This is a genomic window from Mucilaginibacter gynuensis (assembly GCF_039541195.1).
GTDB lineage: Bacteria > Bacteroidota > Bacteroidia > Sphingobacteriales > Sphingobacteriaceae > Mucilaginibacter > Mucilaginibacter gynuensis.
The window spans coordinates 80,684-102,771 of record NZ_BAABFT010000010.1 but is presented as its reverse complement, the minus strand read 5'-3'; the positions used below and the strand labels follow the sequence as shown (position 1 = coordinate 102,771).

Genomic DNA, 22,088 nt, shown 5'->3' with positions numbered 1-22,088 from the left:
ATTTTCAGGTAAAATTTATACCTTGCCACTATGTCAGCAGGTCACGACCATTCGCATCATCACCATGATCATGCTCCCAAGCTCGATCATTTAAATACCGCCTTTATTGTGGGTATCACCCTCAACATGGGCTTTGTTTTGGTAGAAGCCTTTGCTGGTTTCTACAGCGGATCATTAGCTTTATTAACCGATGCCGGGCATAACCTGAGCGATGTAGCCAGTTTAGCGCTTGCATTGCTGGCTTATAAACTCACCAAGGTAAGCTCAAACAAAACCTATACTTACGGTTATAAGCGCTCCACCATTATCGTGTCTTTTTTTAACGCGGTGATACTTTTCGCGGCGATTGGTTTTATCGTTTACGAAGCCATTATGCGCTTCATTCACCCCGAAAAGCTGGCAGGCGGCACCATTGCCTGGGTGGCATTGGTAGGTATTGCCATAAACGGTTTTACGGCCTGGCTTTTTATGAAAGATAAGGAGAAAGACCTCAACGTAAAAGGCGCTTACCTGCACATGGCGGTCGATGCCATTGTATCGTTAGGGGTGGTGATATCAGGTCTTGTTATTTACTATACCGGCTTTTACTGGCTGGATAGCGCGGTGAGCATCGTTATAGCTATTGTGATACTTACCGGAACCTGGGGATTGTTTAAAGATAGCCTGCGGTTAGAAATGGATGGCGTGCCCAAAGAGCTCGATATTGAAAAAATAAAGGCCGAACTGTTAAAAACCAAAGGTGTTACCGATGTGCACCATGTACATGTATGGGCGCTAAGCACCACCGAAAACGCGCTGACTGCCCACCTCGTTATATCCCCGGAAGCTGTTGATAGTTTTGATGCCATCAAGCATGATCTGCGCCACCGGCTGGAACATCTCGAAATAAATCACAGCACCTTTGAACCCGAGTTCAGTGGTAAAAAGTGTGAAGAATCGGAGTGTTCTTTATAATAATCAGTTCTTTTTGTCAGTGTAAGGGTCGAAGCAATCCCATTGCATTTTGTGCTACTTTTATGTAAACCACGTCATTGCGAGGTACGAAGCAATCTCTACTTAGGCTGTACTTGTGCTGCAATTAACGTTGGTCTGCTCTTGGCCGCAGTGGCCCATTACTTTTGTCGCCACAAAAGGTAACAAAAAGGCTTGTCCAGCAAAAGGCTTCTCTGCCGCACATGGCCATACCCTGCAAACCGTGCTGAACTTAGGGCTGGAACTTTTGCCCCGCCGAGCATTGCTTCCCCACATGCAACAAGTTCGCTATGCCCGCCTTTGCACTCGGACCCACCACAGTTCTGCCCGCTTTCGCCCGAAGCTGTTTGCTGACGGAAAACGTGCCTTTGCTAATTGCTATCATGAACTTTCAGCTTTGACAACTTTTAGAAAGTTGTCAAAGCTAACCTACCCGCTGTCGCGAGTTTAGCGCAGTGTAACTCGTGACCCGGCATGGCGTAAGCTTTCAGCTTACGGTATATATAAATAATTACTTGCAATAGTGCGGCGGGACGCCGCATAATGGTTGCCACTTGGCCGGAGCCAAGCGGCTGCTATTTTGTTTTTTTTTACCCTCTTTTTCGCTTGCGAAAGAGAGGGACGCCCAGCGAAGCGTCGGCGGGGTGAGTCAACACGCTATGCAAAAGCATTACCGTAAATAATCGACAGAATGCGGCATCGTAAGGAACGGGTAGCACAGACCCTGCCCAAGCACAACCTTTAATAGTTCCTTGCGCAGCCGCGACGTTATTCACTGTTGTTTGTTTTTTAAGGAGTTCATGAGGTCGCTACGCTCAGTATTTCTTTGGATGTAACTTTCTTTTTTGGGAGAAAAAAGAAAGTTACATCCACTAACGTTCAAATAAAGCACAACCATTCCTAATGAAAAACTAATTGCAGGCACTTCGATACCATCCAAACAAAAACGCCATTACAAAAATTGCAATGGCGTTTTTATTATACTTTAAACCTACTATTACTCAGCTTTTTTAGCTTTACTTTTCGCTTTTGCTTTAGGCTTTGCTTCTTCAACAGGAGCCTCTTCAGCAGCAACTTCTGCAATCGGAGTTGCTTCTTCAGTAGTTTCAGCAGGAGTGGCTTCTTCTTCATTGAAGAATGGCAGATCTTTCAGGATACCGTACCAGGTAATGATTTTCTTCATGTCTGAAGCATAAACCTTCTCCTCATCGTGCTGAGGGGCTACTTCCCTGAAAAACTCACGCAGTTTTTTACCGTCGGCTTTGGCATCGGGTACGCTGCCGGCAGCTTTTACGCGTTCAAAAACATCTTTCAGTTTAATATCTTCATCCAAACCAAAAATGGTGATCTCATCAAGCGCGGCCATTTTAGCTGTCGACAAGTTGGCTACCATTTTAGTTTTTTGCGCATCAAGGCTTTCCAGTACAAAACCGGTTTTGTTTTGCGCCAAAGCCTTCCATAAGCCCGGCTTGCCTGATACTGCTACTATTCCGTATAAATTCATTATGGTTTTATGGTAAGTAGTGAACAGTGAGTGTAATCCTATTGGTTACACCCGCTGTTCAGCAAATTAATCTTCTATTACTTCGATAGTTAAAATTTTATCGCCCTGGCGAATGTCATCAACCACATCAACATTTTCAATTACTTTACCAAAGCAAGTATGGTTTCTGTCGAGGTGAGCGGTATTGTCGCGGCTGTGGCAAACAAAAAATTGTGAGCTGCCGGTGTTACGGCCTGCATGTGCCATTGAAAGTACACCACGCTCGTGATATTGGTTTTCGCCGGTAAGTTCGCAATCAATATGGTAACCAGCGCCGCCGCTGCCTGCTTTGTAAGCAGTTTCAGGCGATTTTGAGAACGGGCAACCACCCTGTATCACAAAATTCGGGATAACACGGTGAAAAGCTATACCATCGTAAAAGCCTTCTTTAGCCAGTTTTTTAAAGTTAGCTACTGTGTTAGGGGCATCCTTCTCGTAAAATTCAACAGTCATGTTGCCTTTTTCGGTCTTAATTATCGCTTTACTCATTTCTTTTAAAATAGGATGCAAAGGTAATAAAAAACGAGAAAGGGAAAAGCTTAAACCTTAAAGGTTAAAAAGGATGACACGAATATCGAAAAACACTAATTGCTGATCGTCAATCACTAAAGGAAAACCATAATACCTGAAATAATAAATCGTTACATTTGAATACACGCTATTTATACCCTGTGACGAATTACAAACTTGCAAAACATCTTTTAGCTATCGCCTTTCTGCTTTCGGCCTTTATAACCAGGGCGGCTTCAATTTTAATACCGATGGATGAGGAACAGAAGGACCACCTTAAATCGTATGGTATCGCGTTCTTGTCGTTACAATACGGGCAGGAGGTCGACTGGTTGCTGAATTACCGCGGCGGCAGCTTTATGCTGAAGTACGATAAAAAGATAGAGGACGAATGCAAGATACGCGGGGTAAGCTATCAGGTAATTGCCGATGCCAAAGCTACCTCTATATTGACTGAAGTGAGCGATCCATCGGTTAACATGGATGTAGTAAAACTACAAAAGCCACCTAAAATGGCTGTGTATTCGCCCAAAAGCAAGTTACCGTGGGATGATGCCGTAACATTGGTACTCAAATATGCCGAAATACCTTACACCGTTGTTTACGATGAAGAAGTAATAAAAGGCGAACTACCCAAGTACGACTGGCTGCACCTGCACCACGAAGATTTCACGGGACAATACAGCAAGTTTTACAGCACTTACCGTTATGCGCAATGGTATTTGGATGATGTGAAGAACCAGGAAGCGATGGCCAAAAAGCTGGGCTTTAAAAAAGTATCGCAAATGAAACTGGCCGTGGCCGAAAATATCCGTACGTTTTGTGCCGGGGGAGGCTTCCTGTTTGCCATGTGTGCCGGTACCGATACCTTTGATATAGCGCTATCTGCCGCTAATACTGATATTTGCGAAGCCATGTTTGATGGTGACGCGGCCGATCGCAGAGCGCAAAGCAAGCTTGATTTCAGCCAAACCTTCGCGTTTCAGAATTTCCATATTGATGTAAACCCGATGTCGCACCAGTTTAGCGATATTGATGTGAGCAGCACCCGTAATGTGGAAGCCACGCGTGATTTCTTTACCCTCTTTGATTTTTCGGCCAAATACGATGTGGTGCCAAGCATGCTCACGCAAGATCATGACAAGGTGATCAAAGGCTTTATGGGGCTGACTACCGCTTTCAACAAAAACGTAATTAAGCCCGGCGTTACCGTAATGGGCGAAATGAAAACCGCCAACGAAGCCCGCTATATCCACGGCGACTTCGGCAAAGGCCAGTGGACCTTCTATGGCGGCCACGACCCCGAAGATTACCAGCACGCCGTAGGCGACCCGCCAACAGATCTTAAACTTCACCCCAACTCACCCGGCTACAGGCTGATCCTGAATAACGTACTCTTCCCGGCCGCGAATAAGAAGAAACAAAAGACGTAATGGGAGAGGGGCAAGAGTTAAGAAACAAGAGTTGAGGGTCAAGAAATAAGAATCAGGATGCAAGAGACTTCCTTACTATACTTGCGCTCGTTTGTAACGAGTGCTTACCGTGGTCTTGCGTCTGCGACGCCTTTGTGGCGATGCAATCGCCAACCCATATAAAGCACTCGTTGCAAACGAGCGCAAGAAGAATACTTCTTAATAGTTCGAAATAACAAAGCCAATGGTTTAACCATCGGCTTTGTTATTTCGATTAGCACATCAAAAGCTCCCCCTTCAGGGGGCTGGGGGTTTATTGATAGAACGTCCAGCTCACCCCAAACTTCAACAGGGCATCCTGCATGGGATAGCGGTTAACTGTGTAGAAACCTTTGCTGAACAAGCCCTGGTTAGCGTAATCATATTGTACAAACAGATTGGCGCTGTATAGTGTGGCCTTGAAAAAGGCTGTAGCTACCGGGTACGATGTAAAGGTAACATCCGGTCCGTTATAGAACTGGCCAAGGCCTATGGCATAGGATGGCGCTATGTAAGGCGTGTTGTACCTCACCGTAAGCCCTATGTTTGAATTAAGTACCTTAAACAGTGGCGTGGCATAGTACAAACTGCTATAGGTGTATACCTCGGGCGTGCGCAATACCGATTGATAGTCTGTTTTTTGATATACGGCGTAGTTATCAAAATGCCACCTGCGCCATTGCAGGTTTTTACCCAAACTTACTTTCAGTAAGTTAATGGCACTGCCCAATTGCTCCGGATGCGCGTCGTTAGCGCCCGGTGTGGCGGTGTAATACAGATAATCGTTAATCAGGAAGTACTCTGCTTTTAGGTCGAGCTGTAAGGCCTCGTTCACATAATTGAACGAGAGGTTGGTGGTTTTTATATTATTAAAATCGTTATGGAATATGTAATGGTTGCTTATCCAGTTGGTAGCCACCAATGGTGCCGAACTATTTTGGGTATACGCGCCGAAAATTACTTTACCAACCCGTTTACCACCCGACAAGATCAGCTTGGCATCGTACAAAAAGTTACCAAAATCACGGCCCTGTACTATTTGTTTAATATCGGCTTCAAGCACTACAAGGTCGCTGAATTTGTAGCTGGCCTTCCCCTTTAGGGTAACATTCTGAAAGATGGTATTCTGCACCTTGTTTTTGCGGATGTACTGCGCGCCAAACTCGTTTACGGCGGTATCGGTAACTAATTGGGTGTAGTTATAAAAATCGTGCACAAGGCCTACATCCAGTTTCATTTCGTTCTTTACAAAACTTAACGATTTACCACGCAGGTAAAAGCTGTACGAAAAATCGTTCTGCAAGTGGTTTACCGTAAGCGAATCACTCGATGTACGTGAGCTGAAATAATAATCGGGGAACACGTTATAAACATCCTGCTCATTTTGTATAAAATGATACTTACGCTTGGTAAACATAAACGTATGCGCAACACGCTGCGTAGGCAATATTTTGCTGTTCTCGCTGCTGGTTGTACTCAAACTGTCCTTACCATCTTTACGGTTAAGGCTATCAATGTGGCCTATGTAGTAAAACTGCTTAATATACAAGGTGGTTTGTTTCCACTGCTCGTAAGTATTGGGCAGGCGCACGGTTGCATTATCCTTCAAAAATACCCGCCCGGCGGTGCTGGTAAATACCGAATCATTCAGGATACTCCCCGTTTCGGGCGCTTTAAGGTTGTTCATTAACACGTTAGCTAACAGGTTGTAACGCTTGCTTTTCGATTCGTACCAGGTAAACAAGGCACCGCTCATATCGCTCACATTTTGCTTGAGCACGCTGCTGGTAGCATAGTATCCCTTTGAGCCGTTAAAGTTAAGGTTGAAACCAAAGTTCCAGTTGGGTTTAATGTTTTGGGTATGTATCACCTTCAGCATTTGCACCTTTGAACCACCGCCTACATAAAACAGGTTGGTGAACTGCACCCGGGCATTGTAGTAGTTAATGTTTTCTTCGGATAACAGGTAAGGATCTAAAGCATGCAGGCCTACATCGAAACCAATGGTTTTAGCAGGCTCAAACAGTAAAGGCCTTTGCGCCACACCAATGTATCCCAAACCAATACGCGGACTACGTGGCTGGTGCAGCGGACTATAATTTTCAAAATTCACCAGACCGGTATCCAGCGCAAAAACCTGCGTGCTATCGTTCAGCGCGTTTACATTGGTTATTTTGATGAATTTGGAGTTGAATACTACCGAATCGTGCTTCTCTTCCTCGCGCTTACGCAGGGTGTCAATCAATTCAGAATCGGTTAGCTGCTTGGCCGCTTTACGTGTGCTGGTATCGCGCATGTAGTTGGGCTGCCGCTGACCGGGGTACTGGCTGGGATTGTTAGTTCGGGTGGGGAACTGTGCAAACGCAGCCTGTACCGATAAACTTATCAGTAGTAATAATATATATTTAAGCCTTGCCTGCATTAGTTATTGGCTATCAGTTCTTTTAGTATTTGCGTAAGTTTGGGCTCGGCCTCCTGTGCCACGGCCAGTATTTCCTCTAACGATACAGGTGTTAATACCTCCGGAAACCCTTCATCAGTTAATACCGATATAGCGAAAACGGGCAGCCCCATGTGGTTGGCTACAATTACCTCGGGTACGGTGCTCATGCCTACCGCGTCGCCGCCTATAATGCGCAGGTAACGGTATTCGGCACGGGTTTCCAAATTAGGGCCGGTAACGGCTACATATACGCCTTTGTGGCAGGTAATGTTATGTTCGGCAGCAATATCGAGTGCTTTACTGATGAGGTCGATACGGTAAGGCTGGCTCATATCCGGAAAGCGCGGGCCCAGTTCGTTCTCGTTGCGGCCTATCAGCGGGTTTTGTGGTTGCAGGTTAATGTGGTCTTCAATTACCATCAGGTCGCCTTTTTTAAAGGCGGGGTTTAACGAGCCGCTGGCGTTTGATACGTACAGCGTTTTAATGCCCAATGCCTTTAGCACCCTCACCGGGAAGGTGATTTGCTGCATGCTGTAACCTTCGTAATAATGCAGACGGCCCTGCATGGCTACCACCTTTACACCGCCCAGCGTACCAAATATCAGTTTGCCCGAATGAAACTCCAGCGTAGAAATAGGAAAATCAGGGATGTTGGCATACATCATCTGTTTTTCAACCTCAATTTCTTTAACCAGGCCACCCAAACCGGTACCTAAAATAATACCTGCTTCGGGCTCAAAATCGCCAATGCGGCTTTTAATGTACGCCGCCGTACGTTGTATGTTCTCTAACATAGTTTATTATAAGTTGATCAAACTGCTGCTGCCCTTCATTTAAAAACTTTATGCCTATGGGCAGCACCAGTACAGGCAGTTTATTAACCTGATCGGCAAGTTCCTGTTCACCTAAACGTTGCGCGTCCTTTTCTGTTGTGATGATCAGTTTTTTTTGTGCCGTACAGGCCGAAAACTCATCAGCAAGTTTACTGATATTTTTTAAGGTAAACCGGTGATGATCGGGATAATTATGGTGGATGATATGCCTGCTTTGCTGCCCTATATAGTTAAGCATCGGCGCAGGGTTGGCAATACCGGTTAATATAAATACGGTAGTATCGCCGTCAATTACCTGCTGCACGGCATCGCCCTTTAAGTTTTTTAAAGGTTGATAAGCAATCGACGTGAAAAATAAAGACTGAAAAGGAAACGGTTTTACACGCGCTGCCATAGCTGCCTGTTCATCAGCACTTAAATGATCGGGGCATTTACTTACCACAATAACATCGGCACGCCAGCGCCCCACAAGTGGCTCGCGCAGGTTGCCCGCGGGTAAAAGTAGTTGAGGTTCTTTAAGGCGATGATAATCAAAAAGCAAAACACTAAAACCTGGTTTTACGGCGCGGTGCTGATAGGCATCGTCGAGGATAATAAGTTCGTGCGCCGGGGCAAGCTGCTTGATGCCTTCCACACGGTCTTCACAGACGGCAACCGTAATATCCGGAAATTTTTGTTTGAACTGCGCGGGTTCATCACCTATTTGCGTAGCCGCACTATCAGCTGTTGAAGCGATAAAACCTTTGGTTTCGCGACCATAGCCCCTGCTAAGGGTAGCTATTTTATGCTGATCTTTTAACAGGCGGACGAGATGCTCCGTCATTGGGCTTTTACCCGCGCCGCCCACCTCAAGGTTACCCACCGATATTACCGGGAGCTTAAAGCTGTAGCTTTTAAAAATGCCCGCATCATAACACCAGTTACGAATAATAACCACCAGGCCATACAGCAACGAAAACGGGAATAAAAGCAGGCGCAGGTATTTCATAATACAAAGCAAAGATAGAAAATATTAAAGAGCCTGTTATGTGCCCTTTAACGTGATATTGGAATTGGGTTAGTTAAGTATGACGCCTTTCTGAAAGCATATAAAGGAGCTTCCTCCCGTCAGCAAACAGCTTCGGGCGAAAACGGGCAGAACTGTGTTGGCCACGAGCGCAAAGGCGGGCATAGCGAACTTGTTGCATGTGGGGAGGGATGGTAGGGCGGGGCAAAAGTTCCAGCCCTAAGTTCTGCACGTTTTGCGGGGAATGGCCTTGTGCGGCAAAGAAGCCTTTTGCTTGACTTGCGTTTTTGCTACTTTTGGGGCACAGCCAAAAGTAGTAGCCCCTGCGGCAATGAGCAGATTAACGTTAATCACAGCACAAGCCTAACCTAAGTAGAGATTGCTTCGTACCTCGCAATGACGATGTTTATAAGTTGCTTCTTGTAGATAACGCATGCTCTACCCAACTTTTACCCCAATTATCCAATTCGTCGGCAGTCCAAAGGGTTGGGTAAAAAATACGTTTCTGAAAGCGCGGAGGCAGGTACTTTTGCCAGTTGGTGCCGCCTGTCGCGCTGATCTCTTCGGGTTCGCGGTGCAGGTAACGCACTGCCGATTTATAGTGCGATAGCGGCCAGTTCACGTTTACGTTCACATCAAAGCGTTTCAGTTCGGCTATTAGCTGGTTTGTTAATTCGCCATTTTGCTGAAGCACGTTGGCCAGCGCGTTAAAGTTTTGGTCTACCGTATTTTGGGCGAGTTCTATAAAGATTTTGGAATACTTTTTTTCGAACTGTTTGAGGGTGAGTGTCTTCTTCCCGGTAGATAATTCAGTTGCGCCAAATTTCCAGTAGATGTGCTCAAATTGTTCTTCGAACGATGCATGGCTTAATTCCGCGCGTTTATCTTTAGCCACGAGATTGATAAAATCGGTAGCGTAAATTTCTATCATACGGTACTGGCCCGACTGAAAACCACTGGCCGGCAGCAACGACATCCGGAACTTCAGGAACTGCTCTTTTTCCATCCCATCCACCATAATCTCGAACGAATGGGTAAGCGCTTCAAAATAGCGGTTAATGCGTTTAAGCCGCGCCAAAAAGAAGTCCGCAGTGAGGTTTTCCCTGGCGGCTATCTGTTTGCACTCGTGCAGGGATAGCTTGAAGTATAGCTCGGTGATCTGGTGGTAAATAATAAAGATCTCCTCATCAGGGAACGGTGTTTTGGGATTTTGCAGACTTAACAGGGTATCCAGGTGAATGTAATCCCAATAGGTAAGAAAATCGGCATACAGCAAACCATCGAGATAGGAGGTCATATCCTGCCCCATGGCTTCGTATTTTTGCTGTAGCAAGGCAAGTTTTTTTTCTATTTCGGGCGAGATCATAAAGTCAAAATTAACAAGAAAGCTGATAAATATTTGTTCGATTTGCTTTTTTAAGCCATATTTGTACTATACAACAAGGTGATGGTGTGCCACCTAATTGAACCGCTGCAAAGCTGATGACGCCTACCCAAATAAGTTTTTATTTATTTGCATGTAGGTTATGGTAAAAAAACTCTTTTCGCAACACTATTCTATTTTAAAATATCTTGTCCGCTGGTCGCTCATCATTATACCTGTAGCTATAGCCATTGGCAGTATGGTAGCGCTTTTTTTATGGCTGCTTGGGTGGGCTATACATTATCGCTTCGCCCATAAATGGCTTTTATATTTGCTGCCTGTGGCCGGTGTGGCTATCCACTTTTTATATAAGTGGTATGGTGTATCTGCCGAACGGGGTAACAATCTCATAATCGACGAAATTCATCAACCCGGTGCGGGTGTGCCTAAGCGCATGGCACCGCTTATACTGGTCACCACCGTTATTACCCATCTTTTTGGCGGCTCGGCGGGTCGCGAAGGTACGGCTGTGCAAATAGGCGGCAGTATCGCTAACCTGTTTGCAAGCTGGTTTAAACTTACCGATGCTGATAAACAAGTGATTCTCACTGCCGGTATTGCTGCCGGTTTCGGCGCGGTTTTCGGCACGCCGCTTACAGGGGCGGTTTTCGCGCTGGAAGTAATAGCCATTGGCCGCATACAATATAATGCCTTACTGCCATGCCTTATTGCAGGTATCATCGGCGACCTTACCGTTGCTGCCTGGGGCGTGCACCATACCCAATACCACATCGATCATTTAGCCGCCGGAGAATATTTTAACGGGCAGCACCTGCAAACCGGTTTCTTACTTTTGGGCAAGGTGATATTGGCTTCAGCGGTATTTGGGTTGGCCGCATTGGCTTTCTCTAAAACCATACATGCTGTAAAAAGTATATCGCTTAAATGGATAAAAACTACCTGGCTTATACCTGCCTGCGGCGGATTGATCATCATCGGCCTCACCTTTATTATCGGCAAGCCCGATTATTTGAGCCTGGGTGTCGACCCTGAATATCCGGGAGCGGTTACCATTGTATCGGCGTTTCAGCATGGCGGTGCCGATGCGTTCAGCTGGCTTTGGAAATTGATCTACACTGCTGTAACCCTCGGCACAGGTTTTAAAGGTGGCGAGGTTACCCCGTTGTTTTACATAGGCGCTACCTTGGGTAACACGCTTGCCACGCTGCTTGATGCGCCCGTAAGCCTGTTTGCCGCGCTTGGCTTTATCGCCGTATTTGCCGGGGCTACCAATACACCGCTCGCCTGCACCATTATGGGGATAGAACTCTTCGGCAGTGAGTATGCGGTGTTATTCGGCGTAGCCTGTTTTACGGCCTATTATTTTAGTGGTAACTCGGGTATTTACAGCGCCCAAAAGATAGCCACACCTAAAATTACGGCAGATGAATAGCTAAATAAACCCATCATAAAAAAACATATTGCGCCTGCATTGTTATAGCTTTATATCACAAACAACAGAGTTATGCAGATCAGTAAGATAATTATCGGGATAGACGACAGTAAGCACGCAGAACATGCTGCTAAATATGGTTTCGACATCGCGCGTAAGTTTAACGCTTCGGTAGGTTTGGTAAATATTATTGAACCGGTGGTAACGCCCTTAGATACCAGCGACAGCCTTTTAGCCATGCCGATAGTGACCAATACCGGCCCCGAAGAACTTGATCTGCTCAACACGCAAACTGATCAGTCCGAACGTATCATCGACCGCACCATCAAAGAACTGGCCGGTGATATCCCCGTTACCCACTTCAGCGAATACGGTTCAACTGCCGATGGTATCATTTCATGCAGCGAGCAGTTCAATGCCGACCTGATAGTAATTGGTACCCACAAACGCAGCGGCATTGACCGCCTCCTGATGGGCGACGTAGCCGAAGCCGTGGTACGCCACGCTAAGATACCTGTGCTGGTGGTGCCGTTTAATGTGTTGTAAGTTGTGGGTTGTGAGTTGTAAGTATTTAGCTCAATCTCTTACAACTCACAACTTACAACCTAATACAAGAGCCTAAACTTTATAGTATGCTCAATGGCTTTTAGTTCGTTGAGTACCTGGGCATCGTAGCCGGTGTTTACGTCGGTAATTACGTAACCTATTTGTGGGTTGGTCACCAAAAACTCACCTACTATATTGATGTTGTGGCGGGCGAATACATCGTTTATTTTGGCCAGTATACCTGGTACGTTGCGGTGAATGTGTATTAAACGGTGCGCGTTGCTTACCCTTGGCGGTTGCAGATCGGGGAAGTTACAGCTGGTATGCGTTTTACCCTCGTTCATGAACGCGATCACCCTTTTCGGGATAAAGTCGGCATTACGGGGGTTATATTTCGGATCGTCGAAAACGATGATGCCGTTCTCGCAGGCTATTTCGGCCAGTTTACGACTTTGCACCTTGCCGAATATGCCGATGATCTTCAACCTGCCCGCGTTCAGTAATTGCTCGGCTTTAGGCTGATTGTTCTCGTCGCACAGCAATATGCCGGCTTCATGCAAATATTTATCCTCAATGCTTTCACGCTGACGGATATTGTATCCTTCCTTGCGCATTTGCAGCAGGGCTTCTTCATCTACATTACCTACCACCAAACATTTAATACGGTTTTTAGGATACGATATAGCCCTCGGCAGTTTATTGATGTATAAGAACTCGTCAAAGCTCGGGGTAATATGGTCAGCCTTCTCAGCTACCGATTTACGCTCGATGTTTTCGGTAAAGGCGAAGAACTTTTTGATCATACCCGATTCCTTTAACTGGAAATCAGAATAACCATCGCCAATGCCGTAGATATCGCCTTGCAGGTTCAGCTCTTTCAGCAGTTTCACCTTGCCGCCTTCCTGCGATAGCGGGTTGGTACGATCATAACCTACAATGTTACCATCGGCATCAAACTCAAAGGTATTGGCGTAAATATTTTCTTTTTTGATATGGTATTCGGTAACAACCGGGGTGATAAACTCCTTAAAACCGCCAGATACAATAAGTACCTCATTAGGGTGATGTTTAAAGAATGCCGTATTACGCGAAAATGAGGTGGATACTTTCTTTTTCAGGTGACTGATCAGCAGTTTCAAATGCTCGCGGTTGGCTTGCAGTAGTTTAACACGCCCCTCTAAACTTTGGCTGAAGGATAGTTTACCCTCCATGGCCAGGTTGGTAAGGTCTTCAATTTCCTGATAGATCTTCTCCCGGTCGGGATGGCTTTTAAGGGATATGCGGGCAAGCTCGTCTAATGCTTCAACTTGGGTGAAAGTGCTGTCAAAATCTATAATAAAGTGATCCATTACTGCTTATAAATGTGCGAAAGTGCAAATGTGCGATTTTTAAATTATTAACGCATGCTAAAAATGAGCGACGTGGCTATTGGTCGCCGGGCTGAAATTAGAGGTAGTGTAACAGCGGCAAAAATAGGCATATCCGGGGCAGCCACCTAATACTTTATTAACCAAAAATAAAAAAGGGCGCTAATTGCGCCCCTGTAGTATAATATGTTGATGACCTGTTATTGGCCAACCGTATCTTTCAACTGTTCAAGCTTGCGCTTTTCGGGCGGTAAGGCCATAAACTTTTTGTAGCTATCGCTGATGTAAACTACCATGGTTTGTTTGCTGTTGCCGGTTACAAACTCATAGGTTGGGCGATACAGTGACATAAAGCTGTCCAGCTCTTCGCCCCTAAGCGGTATCAGGCTGCTTACGTAAGCCTTTGAAAAAGCATCGTCAATAGCGCGTTCTTTTTCTTCTTTGGCGAAGAAACGTTTGAGGCGGCGGGCATTGCGGCCCTCGCGGCTAAACCACGATGACGGCGATAACACGTACACCTTACTTTTGGTATAGATATCAGGATACTCGGTATGCGGATCAAACTTTTGGCGGGTAGCGTTAATGTTAACATCGCGCAGGGCGATAGGCAACGATACCATGCGGATCTTTTTGGGCGACATATCCGTAACGAAAACCGTATCAGACGTATAAGTAGGCGAGCTGAATACCAGCAGGTGCCCCGAAGCCGCCTTTATCTGAAAGTTGCCGTTCTTATCGGCCAGGAAAGCCTGTTTAGTAGTAAGATTTTGGATGAATACGTTGGGCAAACGGGTACTACCGCCGCCATCGTAAACAGTGCCTTTTAAAAGCTGGGCATTAACCGAAGCCGAAGCCAGTAGCAGAATTAACAGGTAAAGGTATTTGAATTTCATAGTTGAATAATTGCTTTAAAGATAACCTGTTTAAACGGCTAATGGTTTTTTATTTAACATATTTAACACATTGATGATGTGCAAATGGCAATTAATGTATGATGAGCGTTCATTTACAACGGAATATTTCCATGCTTTTTCCTCGGGTTATTCACTACTTTATTCTCCAACATTTTAAACGCGTGGATAAGTTTTACGCGGGTGTCGGCGGGTTCAATCACCTCGTCAATAAAACCACGTTCGGCGGCACGGTAGGGGTTGGCAAATATTTGTGAGTATAATTGTTCCTTCTCCTGCCACTTGGCTTCCTTGTCTTCGGCATGGTTTATTTCCCGTTTAAAAATGATCTCGGCCGCGCCTTTGGCACCCATTACGGCAATTTCGGCCGAAGGCCAGGCATAGTTGATATCGGCACCAATATGTTTGGAGTTCATTACATCATAGGCACCACCATAAGCTTTGCGGGTAATTACGGTAACACGCGGTACAGTTGCCTCGCAGTAGGCATACAGCAGCTTGGCGCCATTGGTAATAATGGCGTTCCACTCCTGGTCGGTACCCGGTAAAAAGCCCGGCACATCCTCAAATACCAATAGCGGGATATTAAAACTATCGCAAAAGCGGACAAAACGCGCGGCCTTGGTCGACGAATGAATATCCAGCACCCCGGCCAAAAACGCGGGCTGATTGGCTACGATACCGATACTGCGACCGGCTAAGCGGGCAAAGCCTACCACAATGTTTTCGGCAAAATCTTTATGTACCTCTAAAAACGAACCGGCATCTATCACCTGCGAAATTATCTCGCGGATGTCGTAGGGCTGCGAGGCGTTTTCGGGCAATATGCTATTGAGATCGGGTCGGGTTTCATTTGCAGGTTGGTAAGGTAAAGCAGGTGCTTTGTCCTCACAGTTTTGCGGCATGTAGCTAAGCAGGTTTTTAATATGCTGTATGGCGACTATCTCGTTAGGGCAGGCAAAATGCGTAACGCCTGATTTGGTGGCATGCGTAGTGGCACCGCCCAACTCTTCAGAAGTTACTTCTTCATGCGTTACCGTTTTTACCACATTAGGGCCTGTAACAAACATGTAAGAGGTGTTCTCCACCATCAAAATAAAATCGGTAATGGCAGGCGAGTAAACCGCGCCACCCGCGCAAGGGCCCATAATGGCCGATATTTGCGGTACCACACCCGATGCCAGCGTATTGCGATAAAATATATCGGCGTAGCCACCTAATGATACCACACCCTCCTGTATCCGGGCGCCGCCCGAATCGTTAAGGCCGACAACAGGAGCGCCGTTCTTGAGCGCGAGATCCATGATCTTGCAGATCTTTTCGGCATGTGTTTCAGAAAGCGAACCGCCGAACACGGTAAAATCTTGCGAGAAAACATACACCAGCCTGCCGTTAATATTGCCATAACCGGTTACCACGCCATCGCCGGGATAGTTTTCCTTTTCCATACCAAAATCGGTAGAGCGATGGGTTACCAGCATGCCTATCTCCTGAAAGCTGCCTTCATCAAGCAAAAAATGTAAACGTTCGCGGGCGGTAAGTTTGCCCTTTTTATGTTGAGCTGCAATACGCGCTTCGCCGCCGCCAAGCAGGGCTTGTTCGCGCTTTTGCTGCAAGGTTTTTATCTTATTATCCACAATCAGGTATTAGTTAGTTGTTAAAAATAGCAATTTAATTGTAAGTATGCCGTTAATGGCGATATGCGCTCTAATCCCATTTTAATTTAATTATATTTGTGAGGATGAAAATCAGGAGATTTAAAATGTTTATTGGCCTGCTGTTTGTCGGCATCTTTTTCGGAAAGATGGTGATATCCATTGCGCCTGCATTTTTATGTCTTGATAACAAAGCGGTAAGCGCCGTTATTTTACAGCTGGAGAACGAAACCAAATCAGAAAAAGAATCGCCTGATAAGGACGCGTTTAAAGACAAAAAAGCATTCGACGAGTTTTATACCCACCATATTGGTTACAAACCACTTGTTGCAGAGGCTAACATACTCCATAATATGGAGAAGTCCCTCTATAAAAAAGTGTATTTCCCTACCGTAGCCACGCCGCCGCCAAACGTTTAAATTGACCATTGCTACCCGGCCGCCATGCGCGTATACCGGTTAATTAGTGTTACTCAATTTTAATGTTTACATAATTATTTTATGACTCAAAATAATAATGGCGGGGGACCTAACGGCTTCTTCGACGTAAAGAAATATTTCCTGGCTAAAAATTTAACGAAGGACCTGCCTTCGAGTATAGTGGTATTCCTGGTTGCATTGCCCCTTTGTTTGGGTATTGCCCTTGCATCGGGCGCGCCGCTTTTTGCAGGTATCGTCACCGGTATAATTGGTGGTGTGGTAGTAGGCGCGGTAAGCGGTTCACAATTAAGTGTGGCCGGCCCTGCAGCCGGTTTAACGGTTATTGTATTAAACGCAATTACAGGTTTAGGCTCGTACGAGGCGTTTTTGCTGGCCGTGTTACTGGCCGGTATAATGCAAATACTGCTTGGCCTGGTAAAGGCCGGTACTATCGCCAATTATTTCCCGTCGGCAGTTATTGAAGGTATGCTGGCCGCCATTGGTATTATATTGATCATGAAGCAGTTTCCGCATGCCGTAGGGTACGATGCCGATTATGAGGGTGATGAAAGCTTTGCCCAAACCGATACGCACAACACCTTTTCGGGTATAACGGGGGCGCTTGCAAAAATTAATTATGGCGCTGTAATCATCAGCCTGGTATCATTAGCCATACTAATTTACTGGCCTAAATTTAAAAAGGGAGCAATGGTGCCCGCGCCTTTACTGGTAGTGGTAATGGGCATCATATTAGGGTTGGTATTTGGCGGAGGCAATTTAGCCCTGCTTGATAAACAGTTTGTAAACATACCCCTCGTAAAAAGCGCGGGCGAGTTCTTCACCCTGTTTAAAAGCCCCAACTTTAGCGCCATTACCAATAAAGAAGTATGGATAGTTGCCGTAACATTAGCCGTGGTAGCCAGTTTAGAAACCTTGTTGAGCCTCGAAGCTGTTGATAAGATAGACCCTATAAAAAGGATCTCACCTACCAACCGTGAGCTGGTAGCGCAGGGTATAGGTAATATTACCAGCGGTTTGCTGGGCGGTTTACCTATGACGGCCGTAATTGTACGTTCATCGGCTAACGTAAATGCCGGTGCCCGTACCAAAATGAGCGCTATATTTCACGGTGTGCTGTTGTTGGTATCGCTATTGCTTATACCGGGCGTTATCAATTTGATCCCGCTTTCGTGCCTGGCAGCCATCCTGCTCATGACGGGGTATAAGCTGGCCCGCATCAGCCTGTTCAAACACATGTGGCACAAAGGGCTCGATCAGTTTATCCCCTTCGTGGTAACCATTTTGGCAGTAGTATTTACCGATTTGCTGAAAGGCGTTGCCATAGGTATGCTGATCGGCGTGTTTTACATACTGCGTACCAACCTTCGTAACCCTTATTTTTACCAGATCATTAAAGATGGCGACAAAAAAGTTATCCATATTAAACTGGCCGAAGAGGTATCGTTCCTTAACAAGGCCGCTATACAGGTAACGCTTACCAGTCTGCCAAAAGGCAGCGATGTGATCATCGACGGATCAAATTCGCGCTTTATTGACCAGGATGTGCTGGAAACCATTTTTAACTATAAGCATAACGCTTACACCAAAGGCATTATAGTGCAGCTTGTTGATATTAAAGACAAGTATGATGTGCCTAAACTGAAAGAACTGAACTATAAACCATAAAAGGGAAAACCTAACTACGCGGTCAGCAGAGTAAAATAGCGGATCTGTAAATGATCCTATAGACTTTGAGGCTGCAAATTCAAAATGATTGTTTTACGTTTTTAAACAATAAAAGGGGAGTTAGCCCGGCTGCTTTGTTGGTAGCCGGGTTTTATTAACTATTTTATTGCTTATCCATCAACCAGATGCAAGTTTTACTGTTATACTCTAAAGCGCACGTTTTACTTTAACCTGCCGTTTTGTAAAGTGCTTTTTATAACTATTGAGTTTGTAATATTTTGCTTTGTTCCTGTTATATTGGCAATCATTTTTATACTATTAATTAATACCGGTAGCCCGTGTAAATAACGAGGCGTTCCGGACTGATAATCACCTGAATTACTTAAGCGATAAATAACTAGACTATGAGCGCTAAAATTGAAAACAATATGCACGATACCAGTCACATCACCTATGAGGGATTGCTTGAGGGCAACAAAAAGTTTATTGCCAACGCATTAAGCGAAGATCCTCAATATTTTGAAAAACTGGCCAACGGCCAAAAACCACCAGTATTATGGATAGGCTGCGCCGATAGCCGCGTACCCGCCAACCAGATCACCAACACCAAACCGGGTGAAATATTCGTACACCGTAACATCGCCAACATGGTGATCCATACGGATATGAATATGCTATCGGTACTGGATTACGCGGTGAACGTACTTAAGGTAAAACACGTAATTGTAACCGGCCATTATGGTTGCGGTGGTGTAATTGCCGCCATGACGCATAAACAATTCGGCTTAATTGATAACTGGCTGCGTCATATTAAAGATGTGTACCGTGTACATGCCACAGAACTGGATGCCATAGCCGACGAAACCGAACGCGGTAACCGCCTGGTGGAGCTTAACGTTATCGAAAACGTGAACAACCTTTGCAAAACTTCCATCGTGCAAAACGCCTGGAAGAGCGGACAGGAAGTTAACGTACACGGCTGGGTTTACGCCCTAAGCACCGGCGCTATCAAAGATATGAACGTAAGTAGCAACAATAATTCGGCTTTGAGCAACGTGTTCCAGTTTGAATAAGGGTTGACGCTTCGAACAAAGAATGTCATTTCGAACGAGGTACGAGGAGAAATCTTCTGCTTCGGGCAAGTAGCAAATATGCATGGAGAAGAAGATCTCTCCCTTCGGTCGAGATGACATTCTTTATTGTCAACGCCTAAGGTTTAAATGACCGCAAGGTAAAACCCTCAAAAACCTACAAAACGAATAAGGCCCGCATTAAGCGGGCCTTATTCGTTTTGTTATAATAGGTAGTTGAAAATATTATCTTGAACCGCCGCGACCACCGCCTGATGGGCCACCGCCCATGCCGCCGCCTTGATCGTCTTGTTTAAGGTCGTCGTTGTTTACGCCCTTTTTCTTTTGCTGGGTACCGTAGCTTACTTTACCAAAGTTGTAGCTAAACGTTACGCCGAAAGATTGCAGCGGGTACCTGATCTTTTGTGTTTGCGAGAAGTTTCTGCTGCTCACATCCTGGTCAAGTTTCAGGTATTTCTGGAATGGCGATAAAGCGTTTATACCAACAGTAAGTTTCTTGGCGATGATCTCTTTCTTCACACCGAAACCGAACAGGTTAAAGGCAGGGTTTTTACCTTGAATGGTACGTTTTGGCGAGTTAAATACACCAAAGCCTTCTGCAGTAAAACCACCTTTTAAAGTAACCGATGCACTCAGGAACGCGTTGTACATAAAGTACGCGCCATTGTTTTGGTTTGAACTTTCGGTAAGCGTGGTTGATGGATCATAAGTATAAGCGTTGATGCTACCGCGTATGGTTAATATCTTAACCGGGTTAACCGAACCAAAGAAACTGGCACCAAACGAGTTGTTTTTACCAATGTTAAGGTAGTTAGTACGGGTGATGTTACGCTGTAAATCATCATCAAAAAACGGACTTGAAATGCTTTCGATCAAATCGCTGGTGTGTTTGTAATAAACCGCCAGGTTGATCATCGAGCTTTTGATGAACGTATTGTAACCTAACTCCACCGTTTGACTCACCTCAGGTGACAGGGTAGGATTACCTTGCGACTGGTTATCAGGGTTAGCCCTGTTGATGAACGGGTTCAAAAACTGTAAGCTTGGGCGCTGTATACGTTTGTTATACGTTAACTTAAGCGTTTGTGTAGGCGTTAAGTTTTTTGATAAGATAAAGCTCGGTACAAAGTTAGTGTACGATTGGCTGAATGGTGATAAGCTTTCCTGGGTCGAGTTTCTTGGGTCGCCTTTAATGTGGGTACTTTCAATACGGCCGCCAATTTGTAACGAGTAGTTTTTAGGTAACGTGAAACTCAATACGGTATAACCGGCGTAAACATTCTGGCTGTAATCGTATTGGTTTGACGCGGTATCATTAGGCAGGAATGGGCCTTGGTTATCAATCTGGTTAAATACATTATAATCACTATTGATCTTCCTGAAGATCCCTTTACCACCTGCTTCCAGTTTTATTTTGGCAGTGATAGGTAAAGCGTAATCAGCCTGCGCGGTATACTCATCGTTTATACCATCGTTATTACCTAACTGATTGGCAAACTGCCTGGTATCGGTAACCCCGAAATAAGAACTGCTATAGTCTGATTTGATACTGCTATGGCTCCATTGACCGGCAATGGTTAATTCTTCGCCTTGTTTTTTAAACTTGTGGGTGTAATCGCCGCTCCAGTCAAAACCACCAAAGTTGGCTTTGTTAAAGTTGGCTGTAGTATAGGCAGGGTTGGCTAACGCGCTGTTGGTTGCCGTGCTGGTACCATCAGTTTGAAAATGACCTGTATTTAACCTGAAAGTTGAAGTGATGCTGTTGAAATCGTTAAAATCGTAGCTGCCGATCAACGAGCCGATAGTACCGCCACGTTTAGTTTCAGATGTTGAATTTTGGGTACGTACCACATCGCCTATCTGGCTGCGGAAATCAACCAGTGAAGTTTGCGGCCACGCGAAGTTGGTACCAATATTGGCGGTTAAGCTTAAACGGTTTTGTTTGTAGTTAACGTTGGCGTTACCATTGTTTTGGCGTGTGCCTATACCACCGCTTACCGTACCGCTTAAGCCCGATACGTTTTTGCTTTTGGTAACGATGTTGATGATACCGCCCGAACCTTCCGCGTCGTATTTGGCAGATGGTGAAGTGATCACCTCAATGTTTTTGATCTGATCGGCAGGGATGGTGCGCAATACGTCAGCCAGGCTGCTTGATAAAGCACCCGATGGTTTGCCGTTAATTAATACACGTACGTTTTGATCGCCACGCAGGGATACGTTACCATTGATATCAACCGCAACCAAAGGCACTTTACGTAATACATCGGTAGCGTTACCACCGGCAGAGGTAAGGTCTTTTTCAGCGTTGAAAACGATCTTATCGATCTTGTTCTCTACCAGCGGAACCTGGCCTTGTATCTCTACCGCGTTAAGCACTTTGCTACTTGGTGCAAGCAATACTTTGCCTACGTTATTATCCAGCTTTGATGACGTGGTAATAACCGGATCGATGATCTTTGTTGGATAACCAATAAAAGTAATGGCTAATTTATATTTGCCGGCTTTAATATTATCCAGCTTGAAGTTTCCTTTATCATCGGTTAGTACACCGGTAATAGGTGAGTTGCCGCCGCTGTTGAACAAGCTGATGGTGGCGTAATCCAGTGGTTTTTTGCTAAGGGAATCAATAACGGTGCCCGATATTCGGCCCGTGAGCCCCGATCCGCCGCCACCCAATTGGGCTTTGGCCGAAATAACCGTGCAGATAAGGAGTAGAATTATGTAAATACGTTTCATTTTAATCAGTTTCGTAATAGGAGGCGAAATTGATTAAAATGTTACATGATGACATTACATTTTTTGTAATAAAAATGTAATGTCATTAACTCGTTACAAA

The 22,088-nt window shown here is 45.3% G+C and carries 17 protein-coding genes and 1 riboswitch; of the genes, 7 read left to right on the top strand and 10 right to left on the bottom strand.

Features of this window, described 5'->3' with window-relative positions; translation table 11 throughout:
- Positions 1-30 precede the first annotated feature (30 nt).
- Positions 31-954: a cation diffusion facilitator family transporter gene (locus ABD894_RS18415; protein ID WP_345212540.1), complete on the top strand. Its 924-nt coding sequence runs from the start codon at positions 31-33 to the stop codon at positions 952-954.
- Between the two features lie 1,015 nt (positions 955-1,969).
- Here the strand turns inward: ABD894_RS18415 and ABD894_RS18410 are convergent.
- Together ABD894_RS18410 and ABD894_RS18405 are read right to left on the bottom strand one after the other, a co-directional pair.
- Entirely contained in the window at positions 1,970-2,476 is a 507-nt protein-coding gene (locus ABD894_RS18410) for a DUF5606 family protein (protein ID WP_345212539.1), read from the bottom strand.
- A gap of 66 nt (positions 2,477-2,542) precedes the next feature.
- Positions 2,543-3,004 (bottom strand): peptidylprolyl isomerase, encoded by a 462-nt coding sequence (locus ABD894_RS18405; RefSeq protein ID WP_345212538.1) that lies wholly within the window; start codon positions 3,002-3,004, stop codon positions 2,543-2,545.
- 272 nt (positions 3,005-3,276) lie between these two features.
- On the opposite strand from ABD894_RS18405, the gene ABD894_RS18400 reads away from it, so the two are divergent.
- Positions 3,277-4,458, top strand: a complete 1,182-nt coding sequence (locus ABD894_RS18400; RefSeq protein ID WP_345212609.1) for an asparagine synthetase B — start codon at positions 3,277-3,279, stop codon at positions 4,456-4,458.
- Between the two features lie 292 nt (positions 4,459-4,750).
- Here the strand turns inward: ABD894_RS18400 and ABD894_RS18395 are convergent, their stop codons facing one another.
- From ABD894_RS18395 to ABD894_RS18380, 4 genes are all read right to left on the bottom strand, one after another.
- The gene (locus ABD894_RS18395; RefSeq protein ID WP_345212537.1) at positions 4,751-6,898 is read right to left on the bottom strand and encodes a putative porin; all 2,148 of its coding nucleotides are present in this window, start codon (positions 6,896-6,898) and stop codon (positions 4,751-4,753) included.
- Complete coding sequence (locus ABD894_RS18390) at positions 6,898-7,713, bottom strand: purine-nucleoside phosphorylase (RefSeq protein ID WP_345212536.1); 816 nt, start codon at positions 7,711-7,713, stop codon at positions 6,898-6,900. Before ABD894_RS18390 ends, ABD894_RS18395 begins: the two co-directional genes overlap by 1 nt.
- Positions 7,676-8,740 carry a tetraacyldisaccharide 4'-kinase gene (gene lpxK / locus ABD894_RS18385; protein WP_345212535.1) on the bottom strand — a complete coding sequence of 355 codons (1,065 nt, stop codon included), beginning with the start codon at positions 8,738-8,740 and terminating at the stop codon, positions 7,676-7,678. Before lpxK ends, ABD894_RS18390 begins: the two co-directional genes overlap by 38 nt.
- 424 nt (positions 8,741-9,164) lie before the next feature.
- The gene (locus ABD894_RS18380) at positions 9,165-10,124 is read right to left on the bottom strand and encodes a tryptophan 2,3-dioxygenase family protein (RefSeq protein ID WP_345212534.1); all 960 of its coding nucleotides are present in this window, start codon (positions 10,122-10,124) and stop codon (positions 9,165-9,167) included.
- Positions 10,125-10,192: 68 nt separating this feature from the next.
- A riboswitch (Fluoride riboswitch) is annotated at positions 10,193-10,257 on the top strand.
- Positions 10,258-10,284: 27 nt separating this feature from the next.
- Here ABD894_RS18380 and ABD894_RS18375 point away from each other — a divergent pair.
- Both ABD894_RS18375 and ABD894_RS18370 read left to right on the top strand, forming a co-directional pair.
- A complete protein-coding gene (locus ABD894_RS18375) occupies positions 10,285-11,574 on the top strand; it encodes a voltage-gated chloride channel family protein (protein ID WP_345212533.1) in 1,290 nt (429 codons plus the stop codon).
- Positions 11,575-11,646: 72 nt separating this feature from the next.
- Positions 11,647-12,120 carry a universal stress protein gene (locus ABD894_RS18370; RefSeq protein ID WP_345212532.1) on the top strand — a complete coding sequence of 158 codons (474 nt, stop codon included), beginning with the start codon at positions 11,647-11,649 and terminating at the stop codon, positions 12,118-12,120.
- A gap of 59 nt (positions 12,121-12,179) precedes the next feature.
- Here ABD894_RS18370 and ABD894_RS18365 read toward each other — a convergent pair whose 3' ends face one another.
- The 3 genes from ABD894_RS18365 to ABD894_RS18355 form a co-directional block, all read right to left on the bottom strand.
- Complete coding sequence (locus tag ABD894_RS18365; RefSeq protein WP_345212531.1) at positions 12,180-13,469, bottom strand: HAD-IB family phosphatase; 1,290 nt, start codon at positions 13,467-13,469, stop codon at positions 12,180-12,182.
- Between the two features lie 218 nt (positions 13,470-13,687).
- A complete protein-coding gene (locus tag ABD894_RS18360; protein ID WP_345212530.1) occupies positions 13,688-14,380 on the bottom strand; it encodes a peptidase associated/transthyretin-like domain-containing protein in 693 nt (230 codons plus the stop codon).
- Positions 14,381-14,493: 113 nt separating this feature from the next.
- A complete protein-coding gene (locus ABD894_RS18355; protein ID WP_345212529.1) occupies positions 14,494-16,035 on the bottom strand; it encodes an acyl-CoA carboxylase subunit beta in 1,542 nt (513 codons plus the stop codon).
- A 104-nt stretch (positions 16,036-16,139) separates the two neighbouring features.
- On the opposite strand from ABD894_RS18355, the gene ABD894_RS18350 reads away from it, so the two are divergent.
- The 3 genes from ABD894_RS18350 to can all read left to right on the top strand — a co-directional run bounded on the left by ABD894_RS18350 (position 16,140) and on the right by can (position 19,231).
- A complete protein-coding gene (locus tag ABD894_RS18350) occupies positions 16,140-16,472 on the top strand; it encodes a hypothetical protein (protein WP_345212528.1) in 333 nt (110 codons plus the stop codon).
- Between the two features lie 81 nt (positions 16,473-16,553).
- The gene (locus ABD894_RS18345; protein ID WP_345212527.1) at positions 16,554-18,158 is read left to right on the top strand and encodes a SulP family inorganic anion transporter; all 1,605 of its coding nucleotides are present in this window, start codon (positions 16,554-16,556) and stop codon (positions 18,156-18,158) included.
- Between the two features lie 404 nt (positions 18,159-18,562).
- Positions 18,563-19,231, top strand: a complete 669-nt coding sequence (can, locus tag ABD894_RS18340; RefSeq protein WP_345212526.1) for a carbonate dehydratase — start codon at positions 18,563-18,565, stop codon at positions 19,229-19,231.
- A gap of 243 nt (positions 19,232-19,474) precedes the next feature.
- On the opposite strand, the gene ABD894_RS18335 is transcribed toward can, so the two are convergent.
- The gene (locus tag ABD894_RS18335; protein ID WP_345212525.1) at positions 19,475-21,988 is read right to left on the bottom strand and encodes a TonB-dependent receptor; all 2,514 of its coding nucleotides are present in this window, start codon (positions 21,986-21,988) and stop codon (positions 19,475-19,477) included.
- Positions 21,989-22,088: the final 100 nt, after the last annotated feature.

Bases quoted from the DNA above. Each gene is read 5' to 3' on its own strand.
- ABD894_RS18415 (WP_345212540.1), top strand. From the start codon at position 31: ATGTCAGCAGGTCACGACCATTCGCATCATCACCATGATCATGCTCCC.
- ABD894_RS18410 (WP_345212539.1), bottom strand. From the start codon at position 2,476: ATGAATTTATACGGAATAGTAGCAGTATCAGGCAAGCCGGGCTTATGG.
- ABD894_RS18405 (WP_345212538.1), bottom strand. From the start codon at position 3,004: ATGAGTAAAGCGATAATTAAGACCGAAAAAGGCAACATGACTGTTGAA.
- ABD894_RS18400 (WP_345212609.1), top strand. From the start codon at position 3,277: ATGGATGAGGAACAGAAGGACCACCTTAAATCGTATGGTATCGCGTTC.
- ABD894_RS18395 (WP_345212537.1), bottom strand. From the start codon at position 6,898: ATGCAGGCAAGGCTTAAATATATATTATTACTACTGATAAGTTTATCG.
- ABD894_RS18390 (WP_345212536.1), bottom strand. From the start codon at position 7,713: ATGTTAGAGAACATACAACGTACGGCGGCGTACATTAAAAGCCGCATT.
- lpxK (WP_345212535.1), bottom strand. From the start codon at position 8,740: ATGAAATACCTGCGCCTGCTTTTATTCCCGTTTTCGTTGCTGTATGGC.
- ABD894_RS18380 (WP_345212534.1), bottom strand. From the start codon at position 10,124: ATGATCTCGCCCGAAATAGAAAAAAAACTTGCCTTGCTACAGCAAAAA.
- ABD894_RS18375 (WP_345212533.1), top strand. From the start codon at position 10,285: ATGGTAAAAAAACTCTTTTCGCAACACTATTCTATTTTAAAATATCTT.
- ABD894_RS18370 (WP_345212532.1), top strand. From the start codon at position 11,647: ATGCAGATCAGTAAGATAATTATCGGGATAGACGACAGTAAGCACGCA.
- ABD894_RS18365 (WP_345212531.1), bottom strand. From the start codon at position 13,469: ATGGATCACTTTATTATAGATTTTGACAGCACTTTCACCCAAGTTGAA.
- ABD894_RS18360 (WP_345212530.1), bottom strand. From the start codon at position 14,380: ATGAAATTCAAATACCTTTACCTGTTAATTCTGCTACTGGCTTCGGCT.
- ABD894_RS18350 (WP_345212528.1), top strand. From the start codon at position 16,140: ATGAAAATCAGGAGATTTAAAATGTTTATTGGCCTGCTGTTTGTCGGC.
- ABD894_RS18345 (WP_345212527.1), top strand. From the start codon at position 16,554: ATGACTCAAAATAATAATGGCGGGGGACCTAACGGCTTCTTCGACGTA.
- can (WP_345212526.1), top strand. From the start codon at position 18,563: ATGAGCGCTAAAATTGAAAACAATATGCACGATACCAGTCACATCACC.
- ABD894_RS18335 (WP_345212525.1), bottom strand. From the start codon at position 21,988: ATGAAACGTATTTACATAATTCTACTCCTTATCTGCACGGTTATTTCG.